At 68.2% G+C, this 23,803-nt stretch carries 17 protein-coding genes, 1 pseudogene and 1 riboswitch; of the genes and pseudogenes, 6 read left to right on the forward strand and 12 right to left on the reverse strand.

Annotation, left to right across the window (positions count from 1 at the left end):
- Positions 1–76: 76 nt before the first annotated feature.
- Both G6N46_RS14555 and G6N46_RS14560 read left to right on the forward strand, forming a co-directional pair.
- The gene (locus tag G6N46_RS14555) at positions 77–883 is read left to right on the forward strand and encodes a DUF6498-containing protein (protein WP_174814049.1); all 807 of its coding nucleotides are present in this window, start codon (positions 77–79) and stop codon (positions 881–883) included.
- Positions 884–900: 17 nt separating this feature from the next.
- Positions 901–2,400: a carboxyl transferase domain-containing protein gene (locus G6N46_RS14560; protein ID WP_138247949.1), complete on the forward strand. Its 1,500-nt coding sequence runs from the start codon at positions 901–903 to the stop codon at positions 2,398–2,400.
- Here G6N46_RS14560 and G6N46_RS14565 read toward each other — a convergent pair whose 3' ends face one another.
- Positions 2,401–2,943 (reverse strand): TetR/AcrR family transcriptional regulator, encoded by a 543-nt coding sequence (locus G6N46_RS14565; protein ID WP_138247948.1) that lies wholly within the window; start codon positions 2,941–2,943, stop codon positions 2,401–2,403.
- A gap of 96 nt (positions 2,944–3,039) precedes the next feature.
- Here G6N46_RS14565 and G6N46_RS14570 point away from each other — a divergent pair, with 96 nt between their 5' ends.
- Positions 3,040–4,179, forward strand: a complete 1,140-nt coding sequence (locus G6N46_RS14570) for an FAD-dependent oxidoreductase (protein WP_138247947.1) — start codon at positions 3,040–3,042, stop codon at positions 4,177–4,179.
- A 69-nt stretch (positions 4,180–4,248) separates the two neighbouring features.
- Here the strand turns inward: G6N46_RS14570 and G6N46_RS14575 are convergent, their stop codons facing one another.
- From G6N46_RS14575 to G6N46_RS14585, 3 genes and pseudogenes are all read right to left on the reverse strand, one after another.
- Positions 4,249–6,174 carry a primary-amine oxidase gene (locus G6N46_RS14575; protein WP_138247946.1) on the reverse strand — a complete coding sequence of 642 codons (1,926 nt, stop codon included), beginning with the start codon at positions 6,172–6,174 and terminating at the stop codon, positions 4,249–4,251.
- The gene (locus G6N46_RS14580; protein WP_138247945.1) at positions 6,171–7,637 is read right to left on the reverse strand and encodes an APC family permease; all 1,467 of its coding nucleotides are present in this window, start codon (positions 7,635–7,637) and stop codon (positions 6,171–6,173) included. The genes G6N46_RS14575 and G6N46_RS14580 overlap by 4 nt, the downstream gene beginning before the upstream one ends.
- A 108-nt stretch (positions 7,638–7,745) precedes the next feature.
- Positions 7,746–9,244, reverse strand: a pseudogene (locus G6N46_RS14585) (aldehyde dehydrogenase family protein).
- A gap of 254 nt (positions 9,245–9,498) precedes the next feature.
- Between G6N46_RS14585 and G6N46_RS14590 the strand changes: the two are divergent.
- Both G6N46_RS14590 and G6N46_RS14595 read left to right on the forward strand, forming a co-directional pair.
- The gene (locus G6N46_RS14590; protein ID WP_138247944.1) at positions 9,499–10,956 is read left to right on the forward strand and encodes an APC family permease; all 1,458 of its coding nucleotides are present in this window, start codon (positions 9,499–9,501) and stop codon (positions 10,954–10,956) included.
- The gene (locus tag G6N46_RS14595; protein ID WP_138247943.1) at positions 10,953–11,705 is read left to right on the forward strand and encodes an IclR family transcriptional regulator; all 753 of its coding nucleotides are present in this window, start codon (positions 10,953–10,955) and stop codon (positions 11,703–11,705) included. Before G6N46_RS14590 ends, G6N46_RS14595 begins: the two co-directional genes overlap by 4 nt.
- A gap of 6 nt (positions 11,706–11,711) precedes the next feature.
- Here the strand turns inward: G6N46_RS14595 and G6N46_RS14600 are convergent, their stop codons facing one another.
- The 6 genes from G6N46_RS14600 to G6N46_RS14615 all read right to left on the reverse strand — a co-directional run bounded on the left by G6N46_RS14600 (position 11,712) and on the right by G6N46_RS14615 (position 19,158).
- Positions 11,712–12,443 carry an SDR family oxidoreductase gene (locus tag G6N46_RS14600; protein WP_234880532.1) on the reverse strand — a complete coding sequence of 244 codons (732 nt, stop codon included), beginning with the start codon at positions 12,441–12,443 and terminating at the stop codon, positions 11,712–11,714.
- 536 nt (positions 12,444–12,979) lie between these two features.
- Complete coding sequence (locus G6N46_RS14605; protein ID WP_163692768.1) at positions 12,980–14,740, reverse strand: NRAMP family divalent metal transporter; 1,761 nt, start codon at positions 14,738–14,740, stop codon at positions 12,980–12,982.
- 82 nt (positions 14,741–14,822) lie between these two features.
- The gene (locus tag G6N46_RS28280) at positions 14,823–14,975 is read right to left on the reverse strand and encodes a hypothetical protein (protein ID WP_167526412.1); all 153 of its coding nucleotides are present in this window, start codon (positions 14,973–14,975) and stop codon (positions 14,823–14,825) included.
- 291 nt (positions 14,976–15,266) lie between these two features.
- Positions 15,267–15,437, reverse strand: a riboswitch (M-box (ykoK) riboswitch).
- Between the two features lie 77 nt (positions 15,438–15,514).
- Positions 15,515–15,667 carry a hypothetical protein gene (locus G6N46_RS28285; RefSeq protein ID WP_167526413.1) on the reverse strand — a complete coding sequence of 51 codons (153 nt, stop codon included), beginning with the start codon at positions 15,665–15,667 and terminating at the stop codon, positions 15,515–15,517.
- A 168-nt stretch (positions 15,668–15,835) separates the two neighbouring features.
- On the reverse strand, positions 15,836–17,458 hold the full coding sequence (locus G6N46_RS14610; RefSeq protein ID WP_138247941.1) for an AMP-binding protein: 1,623 nt from the start codon (positions 17,456–17,458) through the stop codon (positions 15,836–15,838).
- Positions 17,458–19,158, reverse strand: coding sequence for an AMP-binding protein (locus G6N46_RS14615; protein ID WP_138247965.1), 1,701 nt, complete (start codon positions 19,156–19,158; stop codon positions 17,458–17,460). The genes G6N46_RS14610 and G6N46_RS14615 overlap by 1 nt, the downstream gene beginning before the upstream one ends.
- 76 nt (positions 19,159–19,234) lie before the next feature.
- On the opposite strand from G6N46_RS14615, the gene G6N46_RS14620 reads away from it, so the two are divergent.
- Entirely contained in the window at positions 19,235–20,074 is an 840-nt protein-coding gene (locus tag G6N46_RS14620; RefSeq protein ID WP_138247940.1) for a LuxR C-terminal-related transcriptional regulator, read from the forward strand.
- Between the two features lie 4 nt (positions 20,075–20,078).
- On the opposite strand, the gene G6N46_RS14625 is transcribed toward G6N46_RS14620, so the two are convergent.
- Both G6N46_RS14625 and G6N46_RS14630 read right to left on the reverse strand, forming a co-directional pair.
- Complete coding sequence (locus tag G6N46_RS14625) at positions 20,079–21,896, reverse strand: ABC transporter ATP-binding protein (RefSeq protein ID WP_138247939.1); 1,818 nt, start codon at positions 21,894–21,896, stop codon at positions 20,079–20,081.
- Entirely contained in the window at positions 21,893–23,800 is a 1,908-nt protein-coding gene (locus G6N46_RS14630; RefSeq protein WP_234880529.1) for an ABC transporter ATP-binding protein, read from the reverse strand. Before G6N46_RS14630 ends, G6N46_RS14625 begins: the two co-directional genes overlap by 4 nt.
- Between the last annotated feature and the right edge of the window lie 3 nt (positions 23,801–23,803).

Here is a 23,803-nt window from a genome sequence, read left to right on the forward strand (position 1 = left end):
AGCCTAGGCGGTGCGCCGATCGAGCGCCGAGCCGCGTTGCGGAGTAGCGCCGGTGTTCAGGTGCGACGATTGGCGCGTGCCGCCCAGTCCACCCGAGCAACCCCGGGCGAATCAGTTCGCCCATCTGTTGACGCTGGTCGCGGCCAACGCGATCCCCGCGGTCGGCTGGTTCACGCAGGAGTGGTCCGCGGCGACGACGTTGATCGTCTACTGGTTCGAGACCGTCGCCGGATTGCTGTTCATCTACGCCCGCGGCGTCCTGCAGCAGCGGTGGAACCCGCGCCGCGGGCATTTCCGGTACGAAGCGCCGCAGTCGAAGGGGCCCCAAGGCAAGCCCGGTTCCTTCATCAAGGGGTTCTTCTTCATCAACGCGGTGTTCTGCGCGGCGCACGGCGTCTTCATCGCGGTGATCCTGCTGATCCTCACGCACAACGGGAACGCCGAGCTGGTCGGCCTGGACTGGCGCGCCGCGGGCATCGGCTGCCTGCAGATGCTCGTCATCGTCGCGGTCGATTTCCTGGTGGATGTGCCGTACCTGCGCCGCTGGTCGTTCGGGCTGCTCGAGCAGACCGCCAACCGGAGCTTCGGGCGGGTCGGCGTGGTGCATCTCGCGCTGATCTTCGGCATCTTCGCTGCCGCGGTGACCAATTCCCCCGCCCGGATGTTCGGGGTGTTCGTCGTGCTCAAGACGCTGTACTCCCTCGCCTCGGCGCTGCCGATGTACGAGCCGGCCACCCCGCCGAAGTGGCTGAGCCGGGCGATGAACCGCATTCGCCGCGAGCCGGAGGGGCAGCGGTTCGAAGACATGTGGGTGAAGGATCAGGCCGCCGAGGTCAGACGCCGGACGCGAAACGACGAAGTGTGGACCGGGGCGGGGCGGTAGCCGATTAGCCTGTCCGGGTGAGTCGGACCGGAGCCCGTCAGTTCTTCGACGCCATCCTCGACGACGGATCGTTCCGCAGCTGGGACGGCCCGCCACTGGAGGTGGCCGTCAGCGACGATTACCGCGCCGAGCTGGCCGACGCGACGTTGCGCACCGGGCTGGACGAGTCGGTCCTGACCGGTGAGGGCACCGTCTCCGGTCGGCGCGTGGCCGTGCTGGCCTGCGAGTTCGACTTCCTGGCCGGCTCGATCGGGGTGGCCGCCGCCGAGCGGATCACCGCTTCCGTGCAGCGCGCGACGGCCCTCGGCTTGCCGCTGATCGCGTCGCCATCCTCGGGCGGGACGCGCATGCAGGAGGGCACCGTCGCGTTCCTGCAGATGGTGAAGATCGCCGCGGCCGTCGAGCTGCACAAGAAGGCGCACCTGCCGTACCTGGTGTATCTGCGGCATCCGACGACCGGCGGGGTGTTTGCGTCGTGGGGATCGCTCGGGCACCTCACCGCGGCCGAACCGGGCGCGCTGATCGGGTTCCTCGGGCCGCGTGTCTACGAGCACCTGTACGGCGAGCCGTTCCCTGACGGCGTGCAGACCGCCGAGCACCTGTTCGCCCATGGCGTGATCGACAGCGTCGTCCCGCTCGACAAGCTGCGCGGCGTCGTGAATCGGGTTTTGACGGTGGTCGCGGACCCGCCCGACCCAGGGATTTGTGCACGAAAATCCGCGGTGGGCGCGGAAAATCGTGCACAAATCCCTGAAGTGCCGGCGTGGGAGTCGGTGGAGGCGTCGCGGCGCGCGGACCGGCCAGGGGTGGACTACCTGCTGGCGCACGGGGCGACGGACCGGGTGCTGCTGTCCGGGACCGGGCGCGGCGAATCGGGAACGACGCTGCTGGCGCTGGCCCGGTTCGGCGGGCAGCCCGCCGTGGTGGTCGGTCAGCGCCGCGTGATCGGCGGCCTCGTCGGGCCGCGCGCGTTGCGGGAGGCCCGTCGCGGCATGGCGCTGGCGGCCGGCTTGCAGCTGCCGCTGGTGCTGGTGATCGACACCGCCGGGCCCGCGCTGTCGCAGCAGGCCGAGGAGGACGGGCTCGCCGGGGAGATCGCGCTGTGCCTCGCCGAACTCGTCACGCTCGATACGCCGACGGTGTCGGTGCTGTTGGGTCAGGGCAGCGGCGGCCCGGCGCTGGCGATGGTCCCGGCCGACCGCGTGCTGGCCGCCCAGAACGGCTGGCTGGCTCCGCTGCCACCGGAAGGCGCCAGCGCCATCGTCTACCGCGACGTCGACCATGCCCCGGAACTTGCTGCCGCCCAAGGTGTTCGGTCGCTCGATCTACTCAAGGCCGGCATCGTCGACGTCATCGTGCCCGAGGAACCGGACGCCGCTGACAATCCCGCCGGGTTCACCGAGCGGCTGTCGGCCACCATCGCCGCCGAGCTGCACACGTTGCACACCGTCCCCGCGGCACAGCGGCTCGGGGTGCGGCTGCAGCGCTACCGGCGGATCGGCGTCCCCGACAGCTGATCACGCCTTGTCGAGATAGCGCTGCAGCGTCGGCGCGAGCCAGTGGACGAGGTCGTCGTCGCTCATCGCGACGATGGGCGGGAGCTTCAGCACGAACCGGCACATCGCCATCCCGAGCACCTGAGTGGCGATCAGCCCGGCGCACCGCGCGGGGTCGGCGGGCTCGAGCCGGGCGATGGCGGGCCCCAACTGCTCGGCGAAGATGCTCTGCATACGCCCCGCGGCGTCGGCATTCGTGGTCGACGAGCGCAGCAGCACGATCAGTCCGTCGTCCTGCGTCCAGCGGTCGAGGAAATGTGCGACCAGTGTGGCACCGACCTCTGCCTTCGGGACGCCGGACAGATCAGGGAAGCGCAGGTCGAATTCGGCTGCCGCGGCGAACAATTGGTCCTTGTTGCCGAAGTACCGCATCACCATCGACGGGTCGATGTGCGCGTCCGCGGCGATGGCCCTGATGGTGGCCGCCTGGTAGCCGGTCGTCGCGAACCGCTCCCGGGCGGCGGCGAGGATCACGGCCTTGGTCTCTTCTGACGATCTACGCATGCCAACAACTGTATGCCAACACTTGTTGACTTCAGCGCCGAAAGGCGCAACCATTGTTATGCCAACAACTGTTGGCATACGCGGAAGGAGACGCAGATGACCGACACCGATGTCCTGATCGTCGGAGCAGGCCCCACCGGATTGGCCCTCGCCGCCGCGCTACAGGCCCGCGGCGTCGACGCCCTGGTGGTCGACCGCCTGGCCGCGGGCGCCAACACCTCACGCGCGGCGGTGGTGAACGCCCGCACGCTGGAGGTGCTGGAAGACCTGGGCGTGTCCGAACGCCTGGTGGAACTCGGCATCGAGGCGCCCCGATTCACCATCCGCGATGGCCACAGGACCCTGATCCCGGTCGACTTCAGCACGCTGCCGACCCGCTACCCCTACAGCCTGATGGTGCCGCAGTGCACCACTGAGCAGGTGCTGCTCGACCGCCTGGCCGAGCTCGGCGGCAAGGTCATCCGGCCGAAGACCCTGACCGGCGTCACGCAGGACGACCACGGCGTCACGGCCCAGTTCGAGGATGGTGAGGTCATTCGGGCGCGGTACCTTGTCGGCGCCGACGGCATGCACAGCGTCGTGCGGGAGCAGGCCGGCATCGGGTTCAGCGGCGGGCAGTACGGGCAGTCGTTCGCGCTCGCCGATGTCCGCCTCAGTGGCGACGTCACCGATGACGAGGTGATCCTGTTCTGGGCGTCCACCGGGCTGACGGTCGTCGCGCCCCTACCCGGCGGCACCTACCGGATCGTGGCACCCGTCGACTCGGCGCCCGAGGAGCCGTCCGCCGCCTTCGTCCAGAATCTGCTCGACACCCGCGCCTTCGGGCCCGGCCGGGTGACGGTGACCGGCGTCGAGTGGGGCTCCCGGTTCCGGGTTCACCACCGGGTCGCCGACAGCTATCGCGCCGGACGGGTACTACTCGCCGGCGACGCCGCCCATGTCCACAGCCCCGCCGGCGGACAGGGCATGAACCTGGGCATCCAAGACGCCCTCGCGTTGAGTCAGGCGCTGGCAACGGCTTTGACGACGGGACGCGACGGCGTGCTCGACGAATACAGCGCGACCCGACGTCCCCTGGCACAGCAAGTGGTGGCCCTGACGGACCGGCTGACGCGGCTGGCCACCTTGCCGGCGCCGGTCCGCCCGATCCGCAACCTGGCGATCGGATTGGCGGGCCGCGTTCCCGCCGTGCGAAATCAGTTGGCGTGGCGGCTCTCCGGGCTGTCCAACCGCTGAGCAGTCGTCGACAGCGGAAAGCCGGGCCTGGTCTTCGGGGGTAACCAGGCCCGGCGGCTCATTTCCCGCTCAGCCGTTGCAGCAGTGCGACTTCTTTGGCGACGGCGGCACATTCAGCGCCGGGTTGCGATCGAAGAAGCTGACCGGCTTGAGCTTGAATCCGGCGTAATCCACCGGCATCACGGGCCAGTCCTCGGGCCGCGGGAAGTGCGTCAGCCCGAAGGTGTGCCAGACCACGATGTCCTCGCCCTCGATGTTGCGGTCCTGCGCGACGTACGACGGCAGGCCGGCATCCCCTGGGTGCTGGTTGACGAACTGGCCCGCCGGATACCGTTCGGCCGGATCGTATTTCGTCACCCACAGGTGCTTGGTCGCGAAGGCGGCGCGCTTGGCGATGGAGCTCGACGGGTCGGCCAGCAAGGTGGGCTGGCCCTCCGGGTGCAGCGCGTAGCCGACGTTCTGGCCCAGCCGGTTCTGCTTGGTGGGATTGGTGATGTGCCACACCCGGGCCTTGAGGTTGTCGGCGGTCCGCATGCCTTCGAGCTCGTGGGTCAGCTTGGTCTTCTGCGGGCGGAATGCGTTGCCCCACGGGTCCTCCGGGCCCATCGGGACACCGACGGCGTCGACTTCCTCGACGGTGTTGGTCAGCCCGTCGACCGCCATGTCCAGCCGCGCGGAGAACATGTGCTGGTGGAACGGCGCACCCAGGCCCGGCGCCATCTCGGTGGAAAAGCCTTCCGGCCCACGGTAGGCCGAGGCGAACACGATGCCGGTGGCCTTGGCTTCCAGCTCGATGGTGCCGTCGAGGTAGAGGTACCAGTAGAAGCCGTAGTCGTAGTTGCCGATGGTCAAGAAGAAGGAGATGACGAGTCGTCTTGACCGGCGCACCTCGGCCATGCCGTTGAACATGTCGGTGTGCTTCCACAGCACGCCGAAGTCCTCCTCGTGCAGGCAGATTGCGTTCTTCATCAGTTTGGGCTCGCCGTTCTCGTCGGCGATGGTGACGTCGAAGTACTTGATCTCACCGAGGCAGTCACAGCCCAGCTCGAGGGCGTTGGTGTACCGGCCGAACAGGTACTCCCCCTGGTCGAAGTAGTTCTGCCAGTAGCGCACCGGCGACGGATCGGCGTAGGGCACCACCATCTCGGCGATCGACGCGCGGTACACCACCGGCCGCCCGTCGATCGACAGCTGGTGCAGGGTGAGGCCCTCGCGGACGTCGAAGCCGAAGCGGAAAGACCAGTCGGCCCAGGTGATCTGGTTGCCGTCGACGGTGAAGCTCGCGCCCTCGGGCTGGGTGATCTCGATGGGCTTGAGGTCGGTGCGGGCCGGGACGGCATGCGGCGCGGCATCCCACTCACCGCGTTCGGTGGGCAGCGGCAGCTCGATCTCGTCGATCACCTTCACGACTTTGCGGCCCGTCAGGTCGACGTAGGCGACCACACCGTCGATCGGGTGCGCCCACGGCAGGTCCGCGGCGTCGTACTGGTAGAACGCCAGCACCCGGACGATGCGGCGGCCCACCTCGTCCTCGTGGCCGAACACGCCGGCCGACAGCGGAACCGCCCGCACGTCAGTCGGATTCAGCTTGCGCTTGGTCATGGCCTCGATCCATTCGGGGCAGTCGAGCAGGAACGCTTCGATGTCCTCGAACTCCTGGTCCAGGATCGGCACGTGGCCGTCGCGGGTGCTGTCGATCGTCACCTCGCTGACGACACGGCCCTCGGTCACGGACACCACCAGGTCGGAGCCCTGGCCGGTCGCCCGGTTCAGCAGCAGCACCCGGGCCCGGCGGTCCATGGCGTCGCCGGGACGGAAGGCCAGCACGTCACTCTTGTGCGGTTCCTCCAGCGCGACGAACACGAAGCGGACACTGTCGCCGAGCAGGCCGTGCGCGTCGACGATGCGGCGTGCCGCGCGAATCTCGTCGGCGCTCAGTGGGGTGAGCGGGTGGTCCGGGACTGTGGTCACCTGGGGTTCAATGGTGGCGGTCATCGTGCGATCTCCTTTGCGATATCAGGGTTTTCGTTCTGCCCCGCTCCGGCGTGCGGTCGCATCACCGCGACCGCGATGCCGCCGGCGAAGGCACCGACCAGCAGGACGCCGATGATCGCCGCCAGGGTTCCGGAGCCACCGACCAGCAGTGGCAGGTTGACCGCGGTCATCACCGACAGCACTGCCAGACCGGCGAAGCCGAGGCTCGGCGCGATGACGGTGTGCCACGGCCGGGTGTCGAGGCGGGTCCGGCGGAAGTAGACGACGACGGCCGCGGACGTCAGCGTCATCAGCACCACGATGCCCACCGACGCGGCGCCGACGAACCACGTGAACACCTGGGTCACGGGGTCCAGGCCGGCCAGGACCGCCGCCGCGACCAGCACCAGCGCCGAGAGGGTCTGGGCGAACGACGCGATGTGCGGGGAGTCGTGCCGCGGGTGCGAGCGGCCGCAGCGCTCGGGCAGCGCCCGGCTGTTGCCGAGGGAGAAGATGTAGCGGGCCAGCACGTTGTGGAAGGACAGCAGTGCCGCGAAAAGGCTTGTGATCAAGAAGATCTGGACCAGATCACCGGCCACCGCGCCGACGTAGCGGGTGGCGGTCTCGGTCAGCATGGTCGCGGGGTTCTTCGTCGCCTCGTCGACCGCGCCGGCGTCACCCCACGCGCTGACCAGCGCCCAGCTGCTGAGCGCGTAGAAGCCACCGATCAGCAACAGCGCGGCGTACGTCGCCCGCGGGATGGTCCGCACGGGGTCGCGGGCCTCGTCGCGGAACACCGCCGTCGCCTCGAAACCGATGTAGCCGGCCAGCGCGAAGATCAGGGCGATGCCCGGCGCGCCGGAGAAGAAGTTGCCCGAGTGCAGGACCGCCGTCGAGAGTCCTTGTGCGCCACCACGTCCGATGACGGCGGCGTTGATCACCAGCACGATGCCGACCTCGCAGACCAGCAGGACCCCGAGCACCTTGCCCGACAGCTCGATGTGCCGGTAACCCAGGAATCCGGTGACCGCCATCATCAGCAGCGCGTAGAGGTACCACGGCACGGCGGGTCCGCCGTGCGCGGTGACGAGCTCGTTGATGGACGCGCCGATGTAGCCGTACACCCCGACCTGGACGGCGGTGTAGGACAGCAGCGCCAGGTACGCGGCGCCGAGCCCGGCATGCCGGCCGAAGCCGTGCGCGATGTAGGTGTAGAACGCGCCGGCCCCCGTGATGTGCCGGGCCATGGCGGTGAAGCCGACCGCGAACAGCAGCAGCACCGCGGTGCAGACGACGTACGACCCCGGGTAGGCCGCCCCGTTGCCGGCGGCGATGCCGATCGGGAAGGTGCCGGCGACGACGGTCAGTGGAGCGGCGGCGGCGACGACCATGAACACGATGGCCACCGGGCCGAGCCGACCCGTCAATCGGTTGGGCTGAGCGCCGGTGCGTCGACCGGCATCGAGAACTGCGTCAGTTGTCATGACAGCACCTTCGCTGGAATTGAATGTGAATTGGTTGCGGTGCGGTAAGGCTTCGGTGAGTCCAAATGAGAATTGCCGAATCCGCGAATTCTCATTTGACGACGGAATTCACAGCGCGATGTTGATGGCTTTCGTCTGGGTGTATTCGGCAATGGCGCCCTCACCGAGTTCACGGCCCCAGCCCGATTGTTTGTAGCCGCCGAACGGCAGCGCGGTATCGAACGCGTTGTGGCAGTTGACCCACACCGTGCCGGCCTTGATCTGTTGCGCCGCCCGGTGCGCCGTCGAGACGTCGCGCGTCCACACGCTGGCGGCCAGTCCGTAGGGCGTGTCGTTGGCGGCTTCACGCACGCCGCGGTCGCGGTTGAACGGCACGGCCACGGCGACGGGCCCGAAGATCTCCTCCTGGTACACGGTGAAGTCGCGGTTCACGTCGACCAGCAGCGTGGGCTGCACGTAGAAGCCGCTGTCGCCGTGCCGGCCACCCCCGGCCAGGACCCGCGCGCCCTGCGCGATGCCGTCGTCGAGGTAGCCGGTGACCTTGGCGAGCTGCTCACGCGAGACCAGCGGGCCGATGTCGTTGGCGGGGTCCAGCCCGGGGCCGATCCGCAGGCCGGCGGCGTGCTCGGCGACGCCCTGGGTGAACTCGTCGAAGATGGTGTCCTCGACCAGCAGCCGGGTGCCGGCCGTGCAGGTCTGGCCGTGGTTGAAGAGGAATCCGCCGGCCACGCCCGGAATGGCGGCCTCGAGGTCGGCGTCGGCGAAGACCACTTGCGGGCTCTTGCCACCCAGTTCCAGCGAGACCTTCTTGAGGTTGCCCGACGCGGCGTTGACGATCTTCTTGCCCACCTCGGTGGACCCGGTGAAGGCGACCTTGTCGACGCCGTCGTGCGCCGACAGCGCGGCGCCGACGTCACCGAAACCGGTCAACAGGTTGAACACCCCGGCCGGGACGCCGGCTTCGGCGATGACCTCGGCGAGCAGCACCGCGGTCAGCGGTGTCTGCTCGGCGGGCTTGAGGATGACGGTGTTCCCGCAGGCCAGGGCCGGTGCGACTTTGAACGCGGCCATGACCAGCGGGAAGTTCCAGGGGGTGATCTGGGCGCAGACGCCGACGGGCTCACGCAGCGTGAAGGCGTGGAACTTGGCCCCCGGGGCCCACGGCACCGACACCGGGACGGTGCGGCCCTCGATCTTGGTGGCCCAGCCCGCGTAGTAATAGAAGATTTCCGCGGCCCAGGTGACGTCGACGGCCTTGGCGACCGCGACCGACTTGCCGTTGTCGATGCTTTCCAGCTCGGCGAACTGATCGGCCCGGGCCGTGATGCCCTCCGCGATGCGCCAGATCATGCGCTGCCGCTCGGCGGGCGTCATGGCCGGCCATGGGCCGTCCTCGAAAGCGCGGCGAGCTGCCCGCACCGCACGCTCGACGTCTTCGGCGTCGCTGTGCGGGACCGTCGTGATGACCTGTTCGGTGGCGGGTCGACGGTGTCGAACCGCCGGCCCGTCGCCGACTCGACCCACTGTCCGTCGACGTACATCTGCTGCGGGCGGGCGATGAATTCGGTGGTCCGCGGGTCCAGATCGGCGCTGAGCGTGGCTGTCATGGAAATCATGTCTACGCCTTGATGTGGTGCGCGTCACCACTAATTCGGAATGGGTATTTCGCGAATTCCGATTCTCATTTGAAATGGCTTCGGCATTCTCATTCGGGACCGTTGATAATCGCAGCTCGTCTCGATTTCCGGACGTGCCCTGGGCGCCACCGCGGCCCGCCGGGTCGCGGATTCTCATTTGAAGATTCTCGATGTTTACCCGACAACGCCGCCGAGGCCGGGGGCGATCGGCTACCTTCCGACAAATGGGCCACACCCGAACCATCCGGAGCCGCTCGCCGGTCGCCGGGCTTCAGCGCGCGCAGCTGACGTTCACCCAGGTTCTCGGGCAGTCTGTCTCGGCGGTGGCGCCGTCGGCGGTCATGGTCACGCTGCCCGCGCTGGTCCTGCCGGCGGCCGGACACACCACGATCGCCGTGTTCATCCTGACCGCGCTCATGATGACCGCGGTCGGGTACTGCATCACGCAGTTCTCCACCCGCATGGTCGCGGTGAGCGGGCTGTACAGCTACACCGTCAAGGGCCTCGGCCCGGTTCCGGGGATCGCGGCGGGCTGGTCGCTGGTCATCGGCTACGCCGCCGCCGCGATGGCGAGCGCGCTCGGCGCGGCCAGTTACCTCGCGACGCTGTTGGGCCGCGTCGGGGTGCCGGCAGGCAAACCCGTCATCGCCGGCCTGTCCGTGCTGGTCGGCGGTGCCGCGCTGATCCTCATGACGCGCGGCATCAGGCTGTCGGCGCGCATCTCGCTGGCCGTCGAACTGTTCGCGATCGTGGTGGCCGGGGTGGTGCTGATGATCGCCTTCGGCGGAGCCGTGACCGGTAGCGCCGCATCATCGAAAACCGTTGCGGATGCGCCACATTCCGCGCTGGGCTTCGCTCTGCTGCTCGCCATCACCTCGTACGTGGGCTTCGAGAGCGCCAGCACTGTGGCCCGCGAGGCGCAACGCCCGTTCGTCACCGTCACCCGGGCCATCCGCTGGACGCCGCTGGCGCTGGGAGCGCTGTACACCTTCGCCGCCGTCCTGCAGACCACGGGCACGATCCAGACCCGAACCGGGTCGACGCCGATCGTGCTCTCGCTCCCCGACTCTGCCGACACCTTGGCCGGCGCACTGTCCCTCGCAATGGAAGTCGGCATCACCGCGTCCTGGATCGCGTGCGTGATCGGTTCCACCACCGCCTTGTCCCGGACGCTGTTCGCGATGGGACGCGAGGGGCTGCTGCCGGCTGCCCTGGGCCATGCTCACCCGCGCTATCGCACACCGCACGTCGCACTCAGCGTCGCGATGCCGGTGATCGTCGCGGTGCCGGTCGCCTACCTGTTCGCCGCGGAGTCCAGCCGCGACGTCCTCATCGGGCTGCTGGCGGTGTCGGCCCACGGCTACATCGTGGCGTATCTACTGGTGTGCCTGGCCACGCCGGCATTCCTGCGCCGGATCGGCGAGCTGACCACGGTGCCCCTGATCGTCGGGCTGGCCACGGCCGCCACCATGATCGCGATCATCATCTGGGCCGCACTGTCGGTGGCGTCACCGGTGTGGATCGCCACCGCGGTCTACTCCGCGCTGCTGGCACTGGGGTTGGCGGCATTCCTGGTTCGCCGCCGCCGGGTGCCCGACCTCGCCGAACGGGTCGGGGTGTTCGACGAGACCGTCGCCGGCGACGTTTTCGCCGACTACAACCCGTGGGAGGTGCGCCGGTGAGCCCCGCCGACGGCGCGCTGTCGGGCCGGCAGCCCAAAGCTGTACAGAGCGCCCTCCAGGTGCTCGAGGCCGTGGCGCTGGCCGGCACGGGCGTCACCGCGAAGGACATCGCCGAGCACCTGTCCATGCCGTCGGCCACCACCTACCGGCTGCTGAATCTCCTTGTCGCCGATGGCTACATCGTGCGGCTGCCGGACCTGTCGGGGTTCGCGCTGGGCCCGCGGATGGGCCTGCTGATCGACGCCGCGGTCTCGCCCACCGTATGTACCAAGGCTCGCGAGACGCTGGCCGAGCTGCGGCTGTCGGTGCGCTTCGGGGTGCACCTGTTCTACTTCACCAACACCTCGGTGCGCCTTGCCGACGCCGACGGCGAATACCCGCCGCCCGCGGACGAATCGGTACTCAACCGCCACCTACACGCCAGTGCCGTCGGCAAGCTGCTGCTCGCCGAGAAGCGTGATGCCGACACGCTGCTGGCCTTGAGCCCGGCGGCGCTCACCGACCGCACCATCATCTCGAAATCCGCTCTGGCCGAACAGCTCGCCGAAGTCCGGGAGCGCGGCTACGCCACCCAGACCGGGGAGCTCCGGGCCGATTCGGCGTGCGTCGCGGTGCCGATCCGGTCCGCCGCCGCGACTCTGGTGGCCGCGGTGGCGATGTCCGCACGGGCCGAACAGGAACAGCTTCTGCAAAAGCAGGTTCCGGCGTTGCGGGACTGCGCGAGCCAGCTCGCGCCGCTGCTGGCGTGATGCCGCTCAGAAGGGAATCGAAGCGATCATCGCCCCGGCACCGGTGACCAGGCTCTCCCTCTTCAGCGTCGTGCCGAAGTACTTCGCGTGCGGGTCGACCACCACCCGCTGATCGTCGTGATGGAGCGCCAGCACCTCCCTGGCCAGCCTCGAAAACGGGAACTTCTCGGGTCCGCCGATGTTGATCACGTGGTTGCGCGGTGGCTCTATCGCGACCTCAGCCAGGTACGCCGCCACCTCGTCGGCCGCGATCGGCTGGATCAAGGCATCCGGCACCCGCACATCGTGCTCGTCACCTTCGTCGGTGTCGGCCTCGACCACCATCGAATCGACGATGGCGCTTGCGAACTCATGGAACTGCGTGGCACGCACGATCGTGTAGGGCAGCCCCGACGACGCGATGATCCGCTCTTGCGCGACCTTGGCCCGCAGGTAGCCGCTGTCCGGCAGCTCGTCGACGCCCACGATCGACAGTGCGACGTAATGGCCCACCCCGGCCGCCCGGGCCGCGGCCACCAGATTGGTAGTCGCCCCGACGAAGAAATCCATCACCTCTTCGTCTTCGAAGGACGGCGAGTTGGTGACGTCGACGAGGGCGTCCGCGCCCGCCAGGGCTTTGGCGAGGCCCACGCCGCTGCGCACGTCGACACCGGAGCGCCGGGACGCAGCGACCACGTCCTCGCCCTCCCGCGTCAAGAGGTCGACCAGTAGCTTTCCGATGAGGCCAGTGGCCCCCATAACTGTCACATTCACTGTGCCAACACCTTTCGCCGTCGCCACGCCGACTCGGGAGTCGGACACTCAGCCTATGTCGCCCGGCACGCCGAGGGGCGCGAATCCGACGGCCGCGGCGGAACATCCCGCACTGGCGAACCGCTGTCGCCAGGCGCCTCGACCCGGGACACACCGTTTGCGGTATTGACGCTCGCGTCGGTACTGTGCGACAGTCGGCGAGGACGAATCGGGATACGCACAGCAATGCAATGCATCGGACGGTCAGCGTGCTAAATCGGCTGCTTACAGTGCATCAATTGGTCCTTCTGCTGCAGTCCGCAAATCAAGTCGAGTTGCTGCTCACCGCAGCAGCGGGGACGGCCTCGATCGTCACTGCCGTGCGAGGCCCGGCAGCCGACGTTGCTGGCATCGATCCGGAGCGCCGGCACACGAACCTGTGCACCTGCGGGGACGGCGACCCCTCGCACTGTCCGGCACGCGACTCCCTGTGAAGGGTGCCGAAGGGGGCGCGGAGCCACCGGCACCGCGCCCCCTTTTCTTCAGCCGCTGATCGCCTCGGCGACCTTCACCCCGACCAGCACCACTGCCACCAGCAGGTAGCCACGCAGTGCGACCATGCCGGCCACCCGCAGCGGTGACCAGGCGGGCCGATCGAGCGTCTCCAGCGCCGGCGTGCGGAAGCTGTCGCGCTCCTGGCTCCGCAGCGCCTTGCGGACCTTGCGGTCGTCTGGCTCTTCGTCCAGATCCGCCACCTGCTCGGGATCCAGGCCACCCAACTCGGCGGCCACCTGGACAGCGTCCTGCTTCCGCTCCTGCCGCCGAGACCGCAGCGTCGCCCCCGCGATGGCGCCACCACCGAGCACGCCAACGGCAACCCCGGCCCCGAAACCCCATTCCAGCTGTCCGGCAGTCAGATTCGGGAAGAACGTCGCGGCCGTCAGCGCCAGCGACAACAGCACCAGGGCCCAGACGATCACGCCCGCCATGATGTTCTGCCGCATGGTGTTGACCCACGGCCCCAACACCGCCTTGTCGTTGCACAGCAGCACCAGGAACACCGTCGCCGACGGCAGCAGCACCCCGGCCAGCGCCTGCACGCCCTGGGTGAGCAGCCCCAGCACGTGGTCCGGGCTGAACGACACCGCGGCCGCCACCGCCAACAACGCGGCGTAACCCAGGTAGAAAGCGGGCGCCTCACTGACCTTCCAGTGCAACGAGTGCCGCTTGCCCAAAGTGTCACCCAGCGCGTACGTGGTGGCGAGGCCGACGGCGTTGGCCCCGATGAGCGAGGCGTCCAGCAGCAGGATGGCGAACAGCGCACCCGCAGTGGGCGAAACGTGCCGGCCCAGCTGGGTCGCCACGTCACCGGCATCGGTGAAGTTGCCGGCCGCCGCGGTGCCGCCCAGCCCGAACGCGGCGGCGGCCATGATCGCGACCGCGCCGACCATCACCACGACGATGCCGATCCACAGATCGATCCGCTCGTAACGAATCCACTTGGGGGTCAACCGCTTGTCGACGATGTTGGACTGCTGGAAGAACAATTGCCACGGCGCGACCGTGGTGCCGACGATGGCCACGATCAGTAGCAACAGCGTCGAGTTCAGGCCGCCCGGGAACGACGGGATCAATCCCTTCGCCGTTTCCGTCGCGGACGGGTGCACGATGAACGCCAGCGGGAAGATCACGATGTTGATCGCGATCAGCGCGAAAATGAAACGCTCCCAACGACGGAACGAACCGCCGGCCACGACGGCGAACAGCAGCACTGCCGCGAGCGGCACCGAGATCGCCTTGGGCAGCCCGAAGTAGTTCAACGCCATTGACACACCGACGAATTCGGTGACGATGGTCAGCGCATTGACGATGAACAGGTCGCCGACGCTGAAGGCGCCCCAGAACTTGCCGAATCGGGCGAAGATCAGGCGGGCGTGCCCCACTCCGGCGACGGCACCGAGCCGGACCACCATCTCCTGGTTGACGTACAGCACCGGAATCAGCAGTGCCAGTGTCCACATGAGCGCCATGCCGTAGTTCTGGCCGGCCTGCGCGTAGGTCGCGACACCGCCGGCGTCGTTGTCCCCGACCATGACGATGAGGCCGGGCCCCATCACCACGAGCAGCATCTTCAGTCGCTGCCACCGGTTGCGTCCCGTGGTGGTCTCGTCGGTGCAGATGGTGCCGAGCGCGCCGACGATGTCGCCGACGTGCGCGGAGTCGAGCACCGCGGTGCTCGGTGAATCATGTTGCCGTGCTGATGTTTCGCCGGCGGGGCGCGGGGTACGAGCGAACAGGGCCATGTCGAGATTCCTCTCGGGAGAAGGGCAGCGCAGCGGGGGTCCGCCCACCGGGATCGGTGGGCGGACCGTGCGGCCGGGCGGGTCAGAAGTGGGGATGCGCCCCGAGAGAGGCCGAGATCACCGCGAGCGGCGTCTGCGACATCCGAAGGTTGTGCCGTTCCTGCGGCGTCAGGTGCGTGCGGGTGTGCACCAGCCGAGCCAGACGGCGTACTGGGATAGCGCGGAATACGGTCATGACAGAGCTCCTGTCGGGTTCGGTCCCGCGGGCCTGCCTTGGGCAGCGTCGGTCAGACGGCCAAACCGCCAACAGATCGGCAGGGCAGCGGAGACTTCACGAAATGCTGAATGTTCTTGAAATGAAGACGTTCTCGTTCCGGGATGGAACTCGGACTATCGCCAGGTTTCATGTGTGTCCCTCACCTCCTTGCCGCCGGGCCTCCGCAGAGGCATCGCTGTCAATGACAACACAAAAGGGAGAAGGCGAGTACCCGCCAGGCCATCAAGAACCTGTCACGATTCGGCACCGCTCACACCCCTCTCGTCAGAGCTTCGGCACTGGACGACGTAATCCGCGGGCGGATAGCCACTTTGGGTAACCCCTTAATCCGGGGAGACCTGTCCTGACCCTGGGCGTCTCTCGACGTCGTCGGATCAGTGGCTTCTGTTCGTTCAGGAGCCTCGCCTAGCGAGGTGCTGACTTTTGGAAGATAGACCCGGCCATCGGGACTCGTCAAGTTGAATGATGGCCCCGGTGGCAGGGGACGACGGTCCGGATCAGTGACCGAGGTGCGCGCCGAGCGATGCCGAGATCACGGCAAGGGGCGTTTGCGACAGTTCGAGATTGTGGCGTTCCTGCGGGGTCAGATGGGCACGACGGCGGACGAATTTGGCTACTCGGCGGACGGCGCCGGTACGAAAGACGGTCATAGTGCGCTCCTGTCAGCTCCCGCCGGCCGGGGTGTGCGGCCGATGGTGAGACGCTTACCCACCCATGACAGCACGTAAACGTGGTCAGAGCACCTGATCAGGCCGTCAACACCGTGTTAAGAAATTCGGGATCGCGACAGCCGCACCCCCGCGAGGGGAGGTATCGCGCTAGGGCTGCTCCAGCCCGAAGATGCGGATGCTCTCGGCGCGCATGTCGACCTTGCGGACCTTGCCCGTGATCGTCATCGGGAACTCGTCGACGACGTGCACGTAGCGCGGAATCTTGAAGTGCGCCAGCCGATCCGCGGTGAATTCCCGGATGGCGGCGGCGTCCAGCGGTGCTGCACCCGGCCGCATCCGCAACCAGGCGCAGATCTCTTCGCCGTAGCGGGCGTCGGGCACGCCGATCACCTGGGCGTCTTCGATGTCCGGGTGGGTGTACAGGAACTCCTCGATCTCGCGCGGGTACACGTTCTCCCCGCCGCGGATCACCATGTCCTTGATGCGCCCGACGATGGCGCAGTAACCGTCCGACCGCATCACCGCGAGATCGCCGGTATGCATCCAGCCCTCGGAATCGATGGCCTCCCGGGTCTTTTCGTCGTTGTCCCAATAGCCCAACATCACCGAGTAACCACGAGTACAGAACTCCCCCGGCTCGCCACGCTCCACCGTCTCGCCGGTCTCCGGGTTGATGACCTTGACCTCCAGGTGCGGATGCGCCCGTCCGATGGTCGCGGTGCGGCGGTCCAGGTCGTCATCGATCAGCGTCTGGCAGGACACCGGTGACGTCTCCGTCATGCCGTACGCGATGGCCACCTCGGCCATGTGCATGTCGGAGACGCAGTGCTTCATCACCTCGACGGGGCATACCGAGCCGGCCATGATGCCGGTGCGCAGGCTCGACAGGTCCCGCCCGGCGAACGACGGGTGGTGCTGCATCGCGATGAACATCGTCGGCACCCCGTAGACGCCGGCGCACTGCTCGGCTTCGACGGCGTCGAGCGTCGCTGCCGGGTCGAATCCGGGAGCCGGAATCACCACGGCCGCACCATGAGCCATGCAGCCGAGCACGCCCATCACCATGCCGAAACAGTGGTAGAACGGCACCGGAACACACAACCGCTCGCCCGCTCGGAGGTTGATGCCTTCCGTCGTGAAGTAGCCGTTGTTCAGGATGTTGCGGTGCGACAGCGTCGCACCTTTCGGGAATCCGGTTGTGCCCGAGGTGTATTGGATGTTGATCGGGTCGGTGTTGGCCAGCGTGGCCTGCCGGGCCGCCAGGGCATCGGCGCCGACGGCCGCACTGTCCGCTCGCAACCGGTCCCAGTCCGCGCCGTCCAGGAAGACGACGTCACTCAGGCTGGGAACCTGCGGACGCACCTCGGCGATCATCGCCGCATAGTCGGATGTCTTGAACGACGTCGCCGAGACCAACACACGCATCCCGGATTGGTTGAGCGCGTAGGCAAGTTCGTGCACCCGGTACGCCGGATTCACGTTGACCAGGATGGCGCCGATCTTGGCCGTCGCGAGCTGCGTGACGATCCACTGCGCGCAGTTCGGTGACCAGACCCCGACACGGTCACCCTTGTCGACGCCGCGGGCCATCAGGCCGCGCGCGATCAGGTCGACCTCGGCGTTCAACTCGGCATACGTGTACCGCAGTCCCTGCCCGCGGTCGACCAACGCGAGAGTATCCGGATGGGCCGCGACGGTGCGCTCGAAGTTGGCCCCGATGGTCTCTTCGAGGATCGGGGTGTCGGTGGGCCCCGCGTCGTAGCTCAGCATCAGTTCACCAGGTCCTCATAGCGGTATTCCGATGCGATCGGGGTGCCGGCCGCATGCGCTTGATCTTCGCGCTTGCGCAGGTCAACGCGCCGGATCTTGCCGGAAATCGTCTTGGGGAGGTCACCGAACTCCACCCGGCGCACCTTGAGGTACGGCGCCAGGTGGTCACGGGCGAATTCCATGATGGACCGCGCCGTGTCCGCGTCGGCGTCCCAGCCCGTGGCCAGACAGACGTACGCCTTCGGCACGGCGAGCCGGGTGTCGTCGGGCTGCGGCACCACCGCGGCTTCCACCACCGCGGGATGCTCGATGAGCACGCTCTCCAGCTCGAACGGCGACACCTTGTAATCCGACGACTTGAACACGTCATCGGTGCGGCCGATGTACGTGATGTAGCCGTCGCTGTCACGGGAGGCGACGTCGCCGGTGTGGTAGTAACCGCCCGCCATGACGGCCGCATTGCGTTGCGGGTCAGCAAGATAACCGGTCATCAGGTTGAGCGGCTCGGCGTTCAGGTCCAGGCAGATCTCGCCTTCGTCGGTGCGCTCACCGGTCACCGGGTCGACCAGCACCACCGGCACGCCCGGCATCGGCCGGCCCATCGAGCCGGCCTTGACGGGCTGTCCCGGGGCGTTGCCGACCAGCAGGGTGGTCTCGGTCTGGCCGAAGCCATCGCGGATGGTCAGCCCCCAGGCGTCCTGCACCTTGGCGATGACATCGGGGTTCAGCGGTTCGCCGGCGCCCAGAATCTCGCGCAGCCCTTCGGGTTTGGCGCCGAGGTCGGCCTGGATCAGCATCCGCCACACGGTCGGTGGCGCGCAGAACGTGTTGACGCCGGCGCGACGCAATTGGCCCAGCAGCGCAGCGGCGTCGAAGCGGCTGTAGTTGTAGACGAAGATCGTCGCCTCGGCGATCCACGGCGCGAACACACAACTCCAGGCGTGCTTGGCCCAGCCCGGCGAGCTGATCGCCAGATGGACGTCGCCGGGCGTCACCCCGATCCAGGCCATCGTGGACAGATGGCCGACGGGGTACGAAATCTGCGAGTGCTCAACGAGTTTGGGCTTGCTGGTGGTGCCCGAGGTGAAGTAGACCAGCAGCGGGTCGTCTACCTCGGTGACCGCGGCGAACGGTCCCGCCGAAACCACGTCGTACGCGTCGGCGTAGCGGTGCCAGCCCGGTACCGGATCCCCGACGACGATCCCGACGTACTGCCCGTCCACGGACGCGAACTTGTCCGCATCGGCCGCATTGGTCACCACGAAGCCCGCCCCGCCACGGGTGATCCGGTCGGCCAGATCGGCCGAACCCAGCGCCCCGGTCGTCGGCATCACCACCGCGCCGAGCTTGGCGACCGCCAGCATCGACTCCCACAGCTCGACCTGGTTGCCCAGCATGACGATGACGCGGTCGCCCTTGCCCACGCCCAGCGCTCGCAGCCACGTCGCCACCTGGTCGGACCGGTCGGCCATCTCCGCGAAGGTGTACCGCTGCTCGTCGCCGCCTTCTTCGGTGATCCACAACGCCGCCTGCCCGGCCCGTTCGGGGCTGCGCGCGATGACGTCGAACCAGTCGGTGGCCCAGTTGAAGGCCCCGGTCAGCCGCGGCCAGCTGAACGAATCGACGGCCTGCGCGTAGTCACCGATCGATGCCACGAGGCGGTCCCGCGCCGCTCGGTACTGCTCGGTGTTGGTGGTGATCCCAGCGTCTGTCGCCATGAACGTAGGATCTACGTCACACCCCTCCGCCCGCTACCCCCGAAAGAGGGTACTGACCGTGACCACCGGCCCATCCGTGCTGCGCCCGCGCGACACCGACGCGGTGCGCGCTGAGCTGCGCCGTCTGGGCTCCGAGGGTGCGGTACCCGTGATGTTCGGCGGCGAGGTGCACGACGACGCGCTGCTGATCACCGAGTTCTACGGCACCCGCGGCGGTGGCCTCCGGGGGCTGACGGTGCGCTCGATGTGCGGGCTCGGCGGCGCCAGCATGGTCTCGGGTCAGCCGCTCGCGGTGGCCGACTACCGGCACGCGCCGTCCATCACGCACGACTACGACATGCCTGTGCTCTCTGAAGGCATCCGGTCGGTGCTGGCGGTGCCCGTCGTGGTCGACGGCCGCGCCCGGGCCGTGTTGTACGGCGCCTACCGGTCCAGCGCACCGTTCGGCGGCCGGGCCGTGGACCTGATGCTGGCCTCGGCGCAACGGCTGTCGGACGAGCTGACGATCCGCGACGAGGTGGACCGCCGGCTGCGGCTGCAACAGGCCCCCGCCGCCGACACCGCGGTGAACGCCGAACACATCCGCCAGGTGCACGCCGAGCTGCGCCGGCTGGCGGCCGGGGGCTCGCCCGTGGCGCCCGGCGATCTGGGCGGCCTCGCCGACCGGCTGGCAGAGGCCCTGGCCGGCGGGCCCGCGCCGGCCGGTCCGCTGAGCCCGCGCGAAGTCGACGTCCTCGCGCAGATCGCGCTGGGGTGCACCAATACCGAAGCCGCCCAGCGGCTTTCGCTGAAACCCGAGACCGTCAAGAGCTATCTGCGCAGTGCCGCAATGAAACTCGGCACCCACAGCCGGCGCGAGGCCGTGTCGAAGGCACGGCAGCTGCGGCTTATCCCCTGACCCGTCAGGCCAGCGAGTCGACCCAGGCGCGGTGCAGCGCCGCATACCGACCGTTCTGCGCGACCAGATCGTCGGGCGCGCCGTCCTCGACGATGCGCCCGCCGTCGAGCACCAGGACCCGGTCCGCGGACTGCACCGTGGAGAGTCGGTGCGCGATCACGAGCGCGGTCCGCCCGGCCAGCACGGTGGCCAGCGCGCGCTGCACCAGCCGCTCGGTCGGGATGTCCAGCGACGACGTCGCCTCGTCCAGGATCAGCACTTTGGGATCGGCCAGGAAGGCACGCGCGAACGCGACCAACTGGCGTTGGCCTGCCGACAACCGTCCGCCCCGGTTCGCGACGTCGGTGTCGTAGCCGTCCGGCAGGTTGTCGATGAACCGGTCCGCGCCAACGGCTTCCGCGGCCGCGCGGATCTCGGCGTCGGTGGCGCCGGGCCGCCCGAACCGGATGTTGTCGGCGACGGTGCCGGCGAACATGAAGTTCTCCTGCGTCACCATCACGACGTGCTGGCGCAGCTCGGTTTGGCCGATGGACCGCAGGTCGATGCCGTCGAGGGTGACCGTGCCGGTGACCGGGTCATAGAAGCGCGCGATGAGCTTGGCGATGGTCGTCTTGCCCGCACCGGTGGCACCGACGAGGGCGACGGTCTGCCCCGCGGGCACCGTCAGATTCAGTTCGGGCAGCACCGGACGGTCCGGGGTGTAGCCGAAGCTGACGCCGTGAAAAGCGATGTCGCCCTTGACCGTCGTCAGCTCGACCGGGTCGGTGGGGTCCATGATCGCCGGCTGCTGACCCAGCACGCCGGCCAGCTTCTCCAGCGCCGACGCCGCGGACTGGAAGCTGTTGAAGAACTGCGAAATCTCCTGCATCGGTTCGAAGAACATGCGCAGGTACAGCAGGAAGGCCGTCAGCGTGCCGATCGTCATCTGCCCGTGCAGCACCAGGTAGCCGCCGTACAGCAGCACCACCGCGGTGGTGACGTTGCCGACGAGTTTGACGCCGGGCATGAACACCGCGAGCAGGGTCATGGTGCGTTCGTTGATGACGCGGTAGTCGTCGACGACGTCGTCGAAGATCTCCTGATTGCGCGGCTCGCGCCGGTAGGCCTGCACGGCCTTGATGCCCGTCATGGTTTCGACGAACTGCACGATGACCAGCGCCGCGCGTTCCCGGACGGTGCGGTACGTCTTGGACGACTCGCGCCGGAACCAGGCGACCAGCAACACCAGGAGCGGGAATGCGGCCAGGCACATCAGCCCGAGGCGCACATCGAGCGTGACGAGCAGGACCGCGGTGCCGCCCAGGGTGAGGATTGCGGTGATGAGGCTGTCGAAACCCGTCGACAGCATGGTCTGGATGGCTTCGATGTCGTTGGTGGACCGGCTCACCACGCGGCCCGACGTGTAGCGGTCGTGGAAGGCGACGTCGAGCCGCTGGAACTGTCGATACACCCGGCGGCGCAGTTCGAGCAGCACCTTCTGCCCGATCCGGCCCGAACGGTTCAGGAAGAACAACCGGAAGGTGGCCTGCAGCACCACGACACCGCACAGGGCGGCGACGATCTGCAGCAGTTCGCGGGCCGGGCCACCCTGCACGATCGGTGGGATGCCGCGGTCGATGCCGCGCTGGACGAGCAGCGGAACAGACAGCCGCGCACCGTTTTCCACCACCACGACCAGGCCCAGCAGCAGGACTGCGAGCCGGTACGGCTTCAACAATGAACCCAGCAGCGCCCGCGCTTCACGGCGACGCGAGACGCTCTCGTCGATGGGCAGGTCCTCGGCCTTGTCGACCGTCTGGCCGCGCCAGCTCTCGGTGCTCATCGGCGGCGCACCTCTTCGGACTCATCGGTCTGCTCGAGATACAGCTGCTCGAGCCGCTCGCGTTCGGCGTCCTGCTCCCAATCGCAGCTGCGCTCGCAGCCGTCGTCGAGCTCGTCGTCGGCCGACAACAGATAGCGGTATTCGGGTGCCTCCGCCAGCAACTCGGCGTGCGTGCCGATGCGGGTGATCGTGCCGTCCTGGAGCAGTGCCACCCGATCGGCCAGCAGGACAGTCGACGCCCGGTGCGCCACCACGATGCCCGTCACCGACGTCAGCACCCGCCGGAGCGCGACGGTGACCTCCGCTTCGGTGTGCATGTCCAGGGCCGACAGGGTGTCATCGAGCACCAGCAGCGACGGCGCGGCGAGGATCGCGCGGGCCAGCGAAAGGCGTTGCCGCTGACCGCCGGACAGGCTCATCCCCTGCTCGCCGATGCGGGTGTCCAGCCCGAACGGCAGGTCGTAGACGAACTGGGCGGCGGCGATGTCGATGGCTTCGCGAATCTCGTCGTAGGTGGCGGGATTGTCGGCGCCACGACCGAGGGCGAGGTTCTCGGCGACGGACATCGAGAACAGCGTCGGATCTTCGAACGCGGTGGCCACGGCGGTCCGCAGGGCGGGCAGCGACAGCTCGCGGATGTCCCGGCCGTCGAGCAGGATCGCGCCCTCGGTGACGTCGTACAGCCGTGAGAACAACGCGGCCAGAACCGATTTCCCGGAGCCGGTGGCGCCGACCAACGCCAATGTCTGCCCGGGTTCGACCGTCACCGACACGTGGCGCAGCGCCCAGTCGTCGGGTGCGGCGTCGGGGAACCGGAAGCCGACGTCACGCAATTCGAGGTGTCCGCCGCGCGGCACGGTGGTGACCGGGCCGTCGGTGACATCCACTGGCGCGTCGAAGATCTCGGCGACGCGATCGGCCGCGGTCATCGACTCCTGCATCATCGACAGCAGGAAGCCCAGCGACGCGATGGGCCACACCAGCGACAGCATCATGGTGATGAACGCGACGAGCGTGCCCATGGTGACCAGGTCGTGGCCGACCGCGTACGCGCCGAATCCGAGCACCAGGATGAGCGTGAGATTCGGGATGACCTCGAGCAGCGTCCAGAACCGGGCCGATACCGCCACCTTGCCGACCTCGGCGTCGTAGAGGTCCGTCGCCCGCTCGTCGAACCGCTGGTAGACGTAGTCCTCCCGGCCGAACGACTTGATCACGCGCAGGCCCAGCGCCGACTCCTCGACATGCGTTGCGACATGGCCGGATTGGTCCTGCGCCAGCCGCGACAGCCGGCTGAACTGCCGTTCGAATCTGAAGACCGTCACCGACACCGGCACCACAGAGGCCAGGACCACCACACCCAGCGGCCAGTACATGGCGAGCAGGATGGCCGTGACCACGACGATCTGAATCGAGTTGAGCACCAGGAACAGCAGGCCGAACCCGAGAAATTGGCGAATGGTGCCAAGGTCGTTCATCACCCGGGACAGCAATTGCCCGGACTGCCACTGCCGGTGGAACGACATGGGCAGGATCTGCAGCCGCGCGTAGAGCTCTTTGCGGATGTCGGCCTCGACGCCCATGGTCGCCCGCGCCCCGAGCCAGCGCCGGATGAACCACAGCACCGCCTCGAGGAGGCCCAATGCGAGCGCCGCCGAACCGAGAACCCACAGGCCGTGCTGATCCTGATGCCGCACCGGACCGTCGATCACGGCCTTGGTCATCAGCGGAATCGCGACCGTCACGCCCAGACCGGCGCACGCGGTGAGCAGCATGGCGCCCCAGCGACCGCGGTAGGGGCCGAGGTACGGCAGCAGGCGCAGCAGGTCCGTCGACGCACGCCGACGCTGCGGCACCGGAGCGATCGCCGGGGCCGAGTGCAGGGGCTGGGCTACATCAGACACAAC

Source organism: Mycolicibacterium phocaicum, from assembly GCF_010731115.1.
Lineage (GTDB): Bacteria > Actinomycetota > Actinomycetes > Mycobacteriales > Mycobacteriaceae > Mycobacterium > Mycobacterium phocaicum.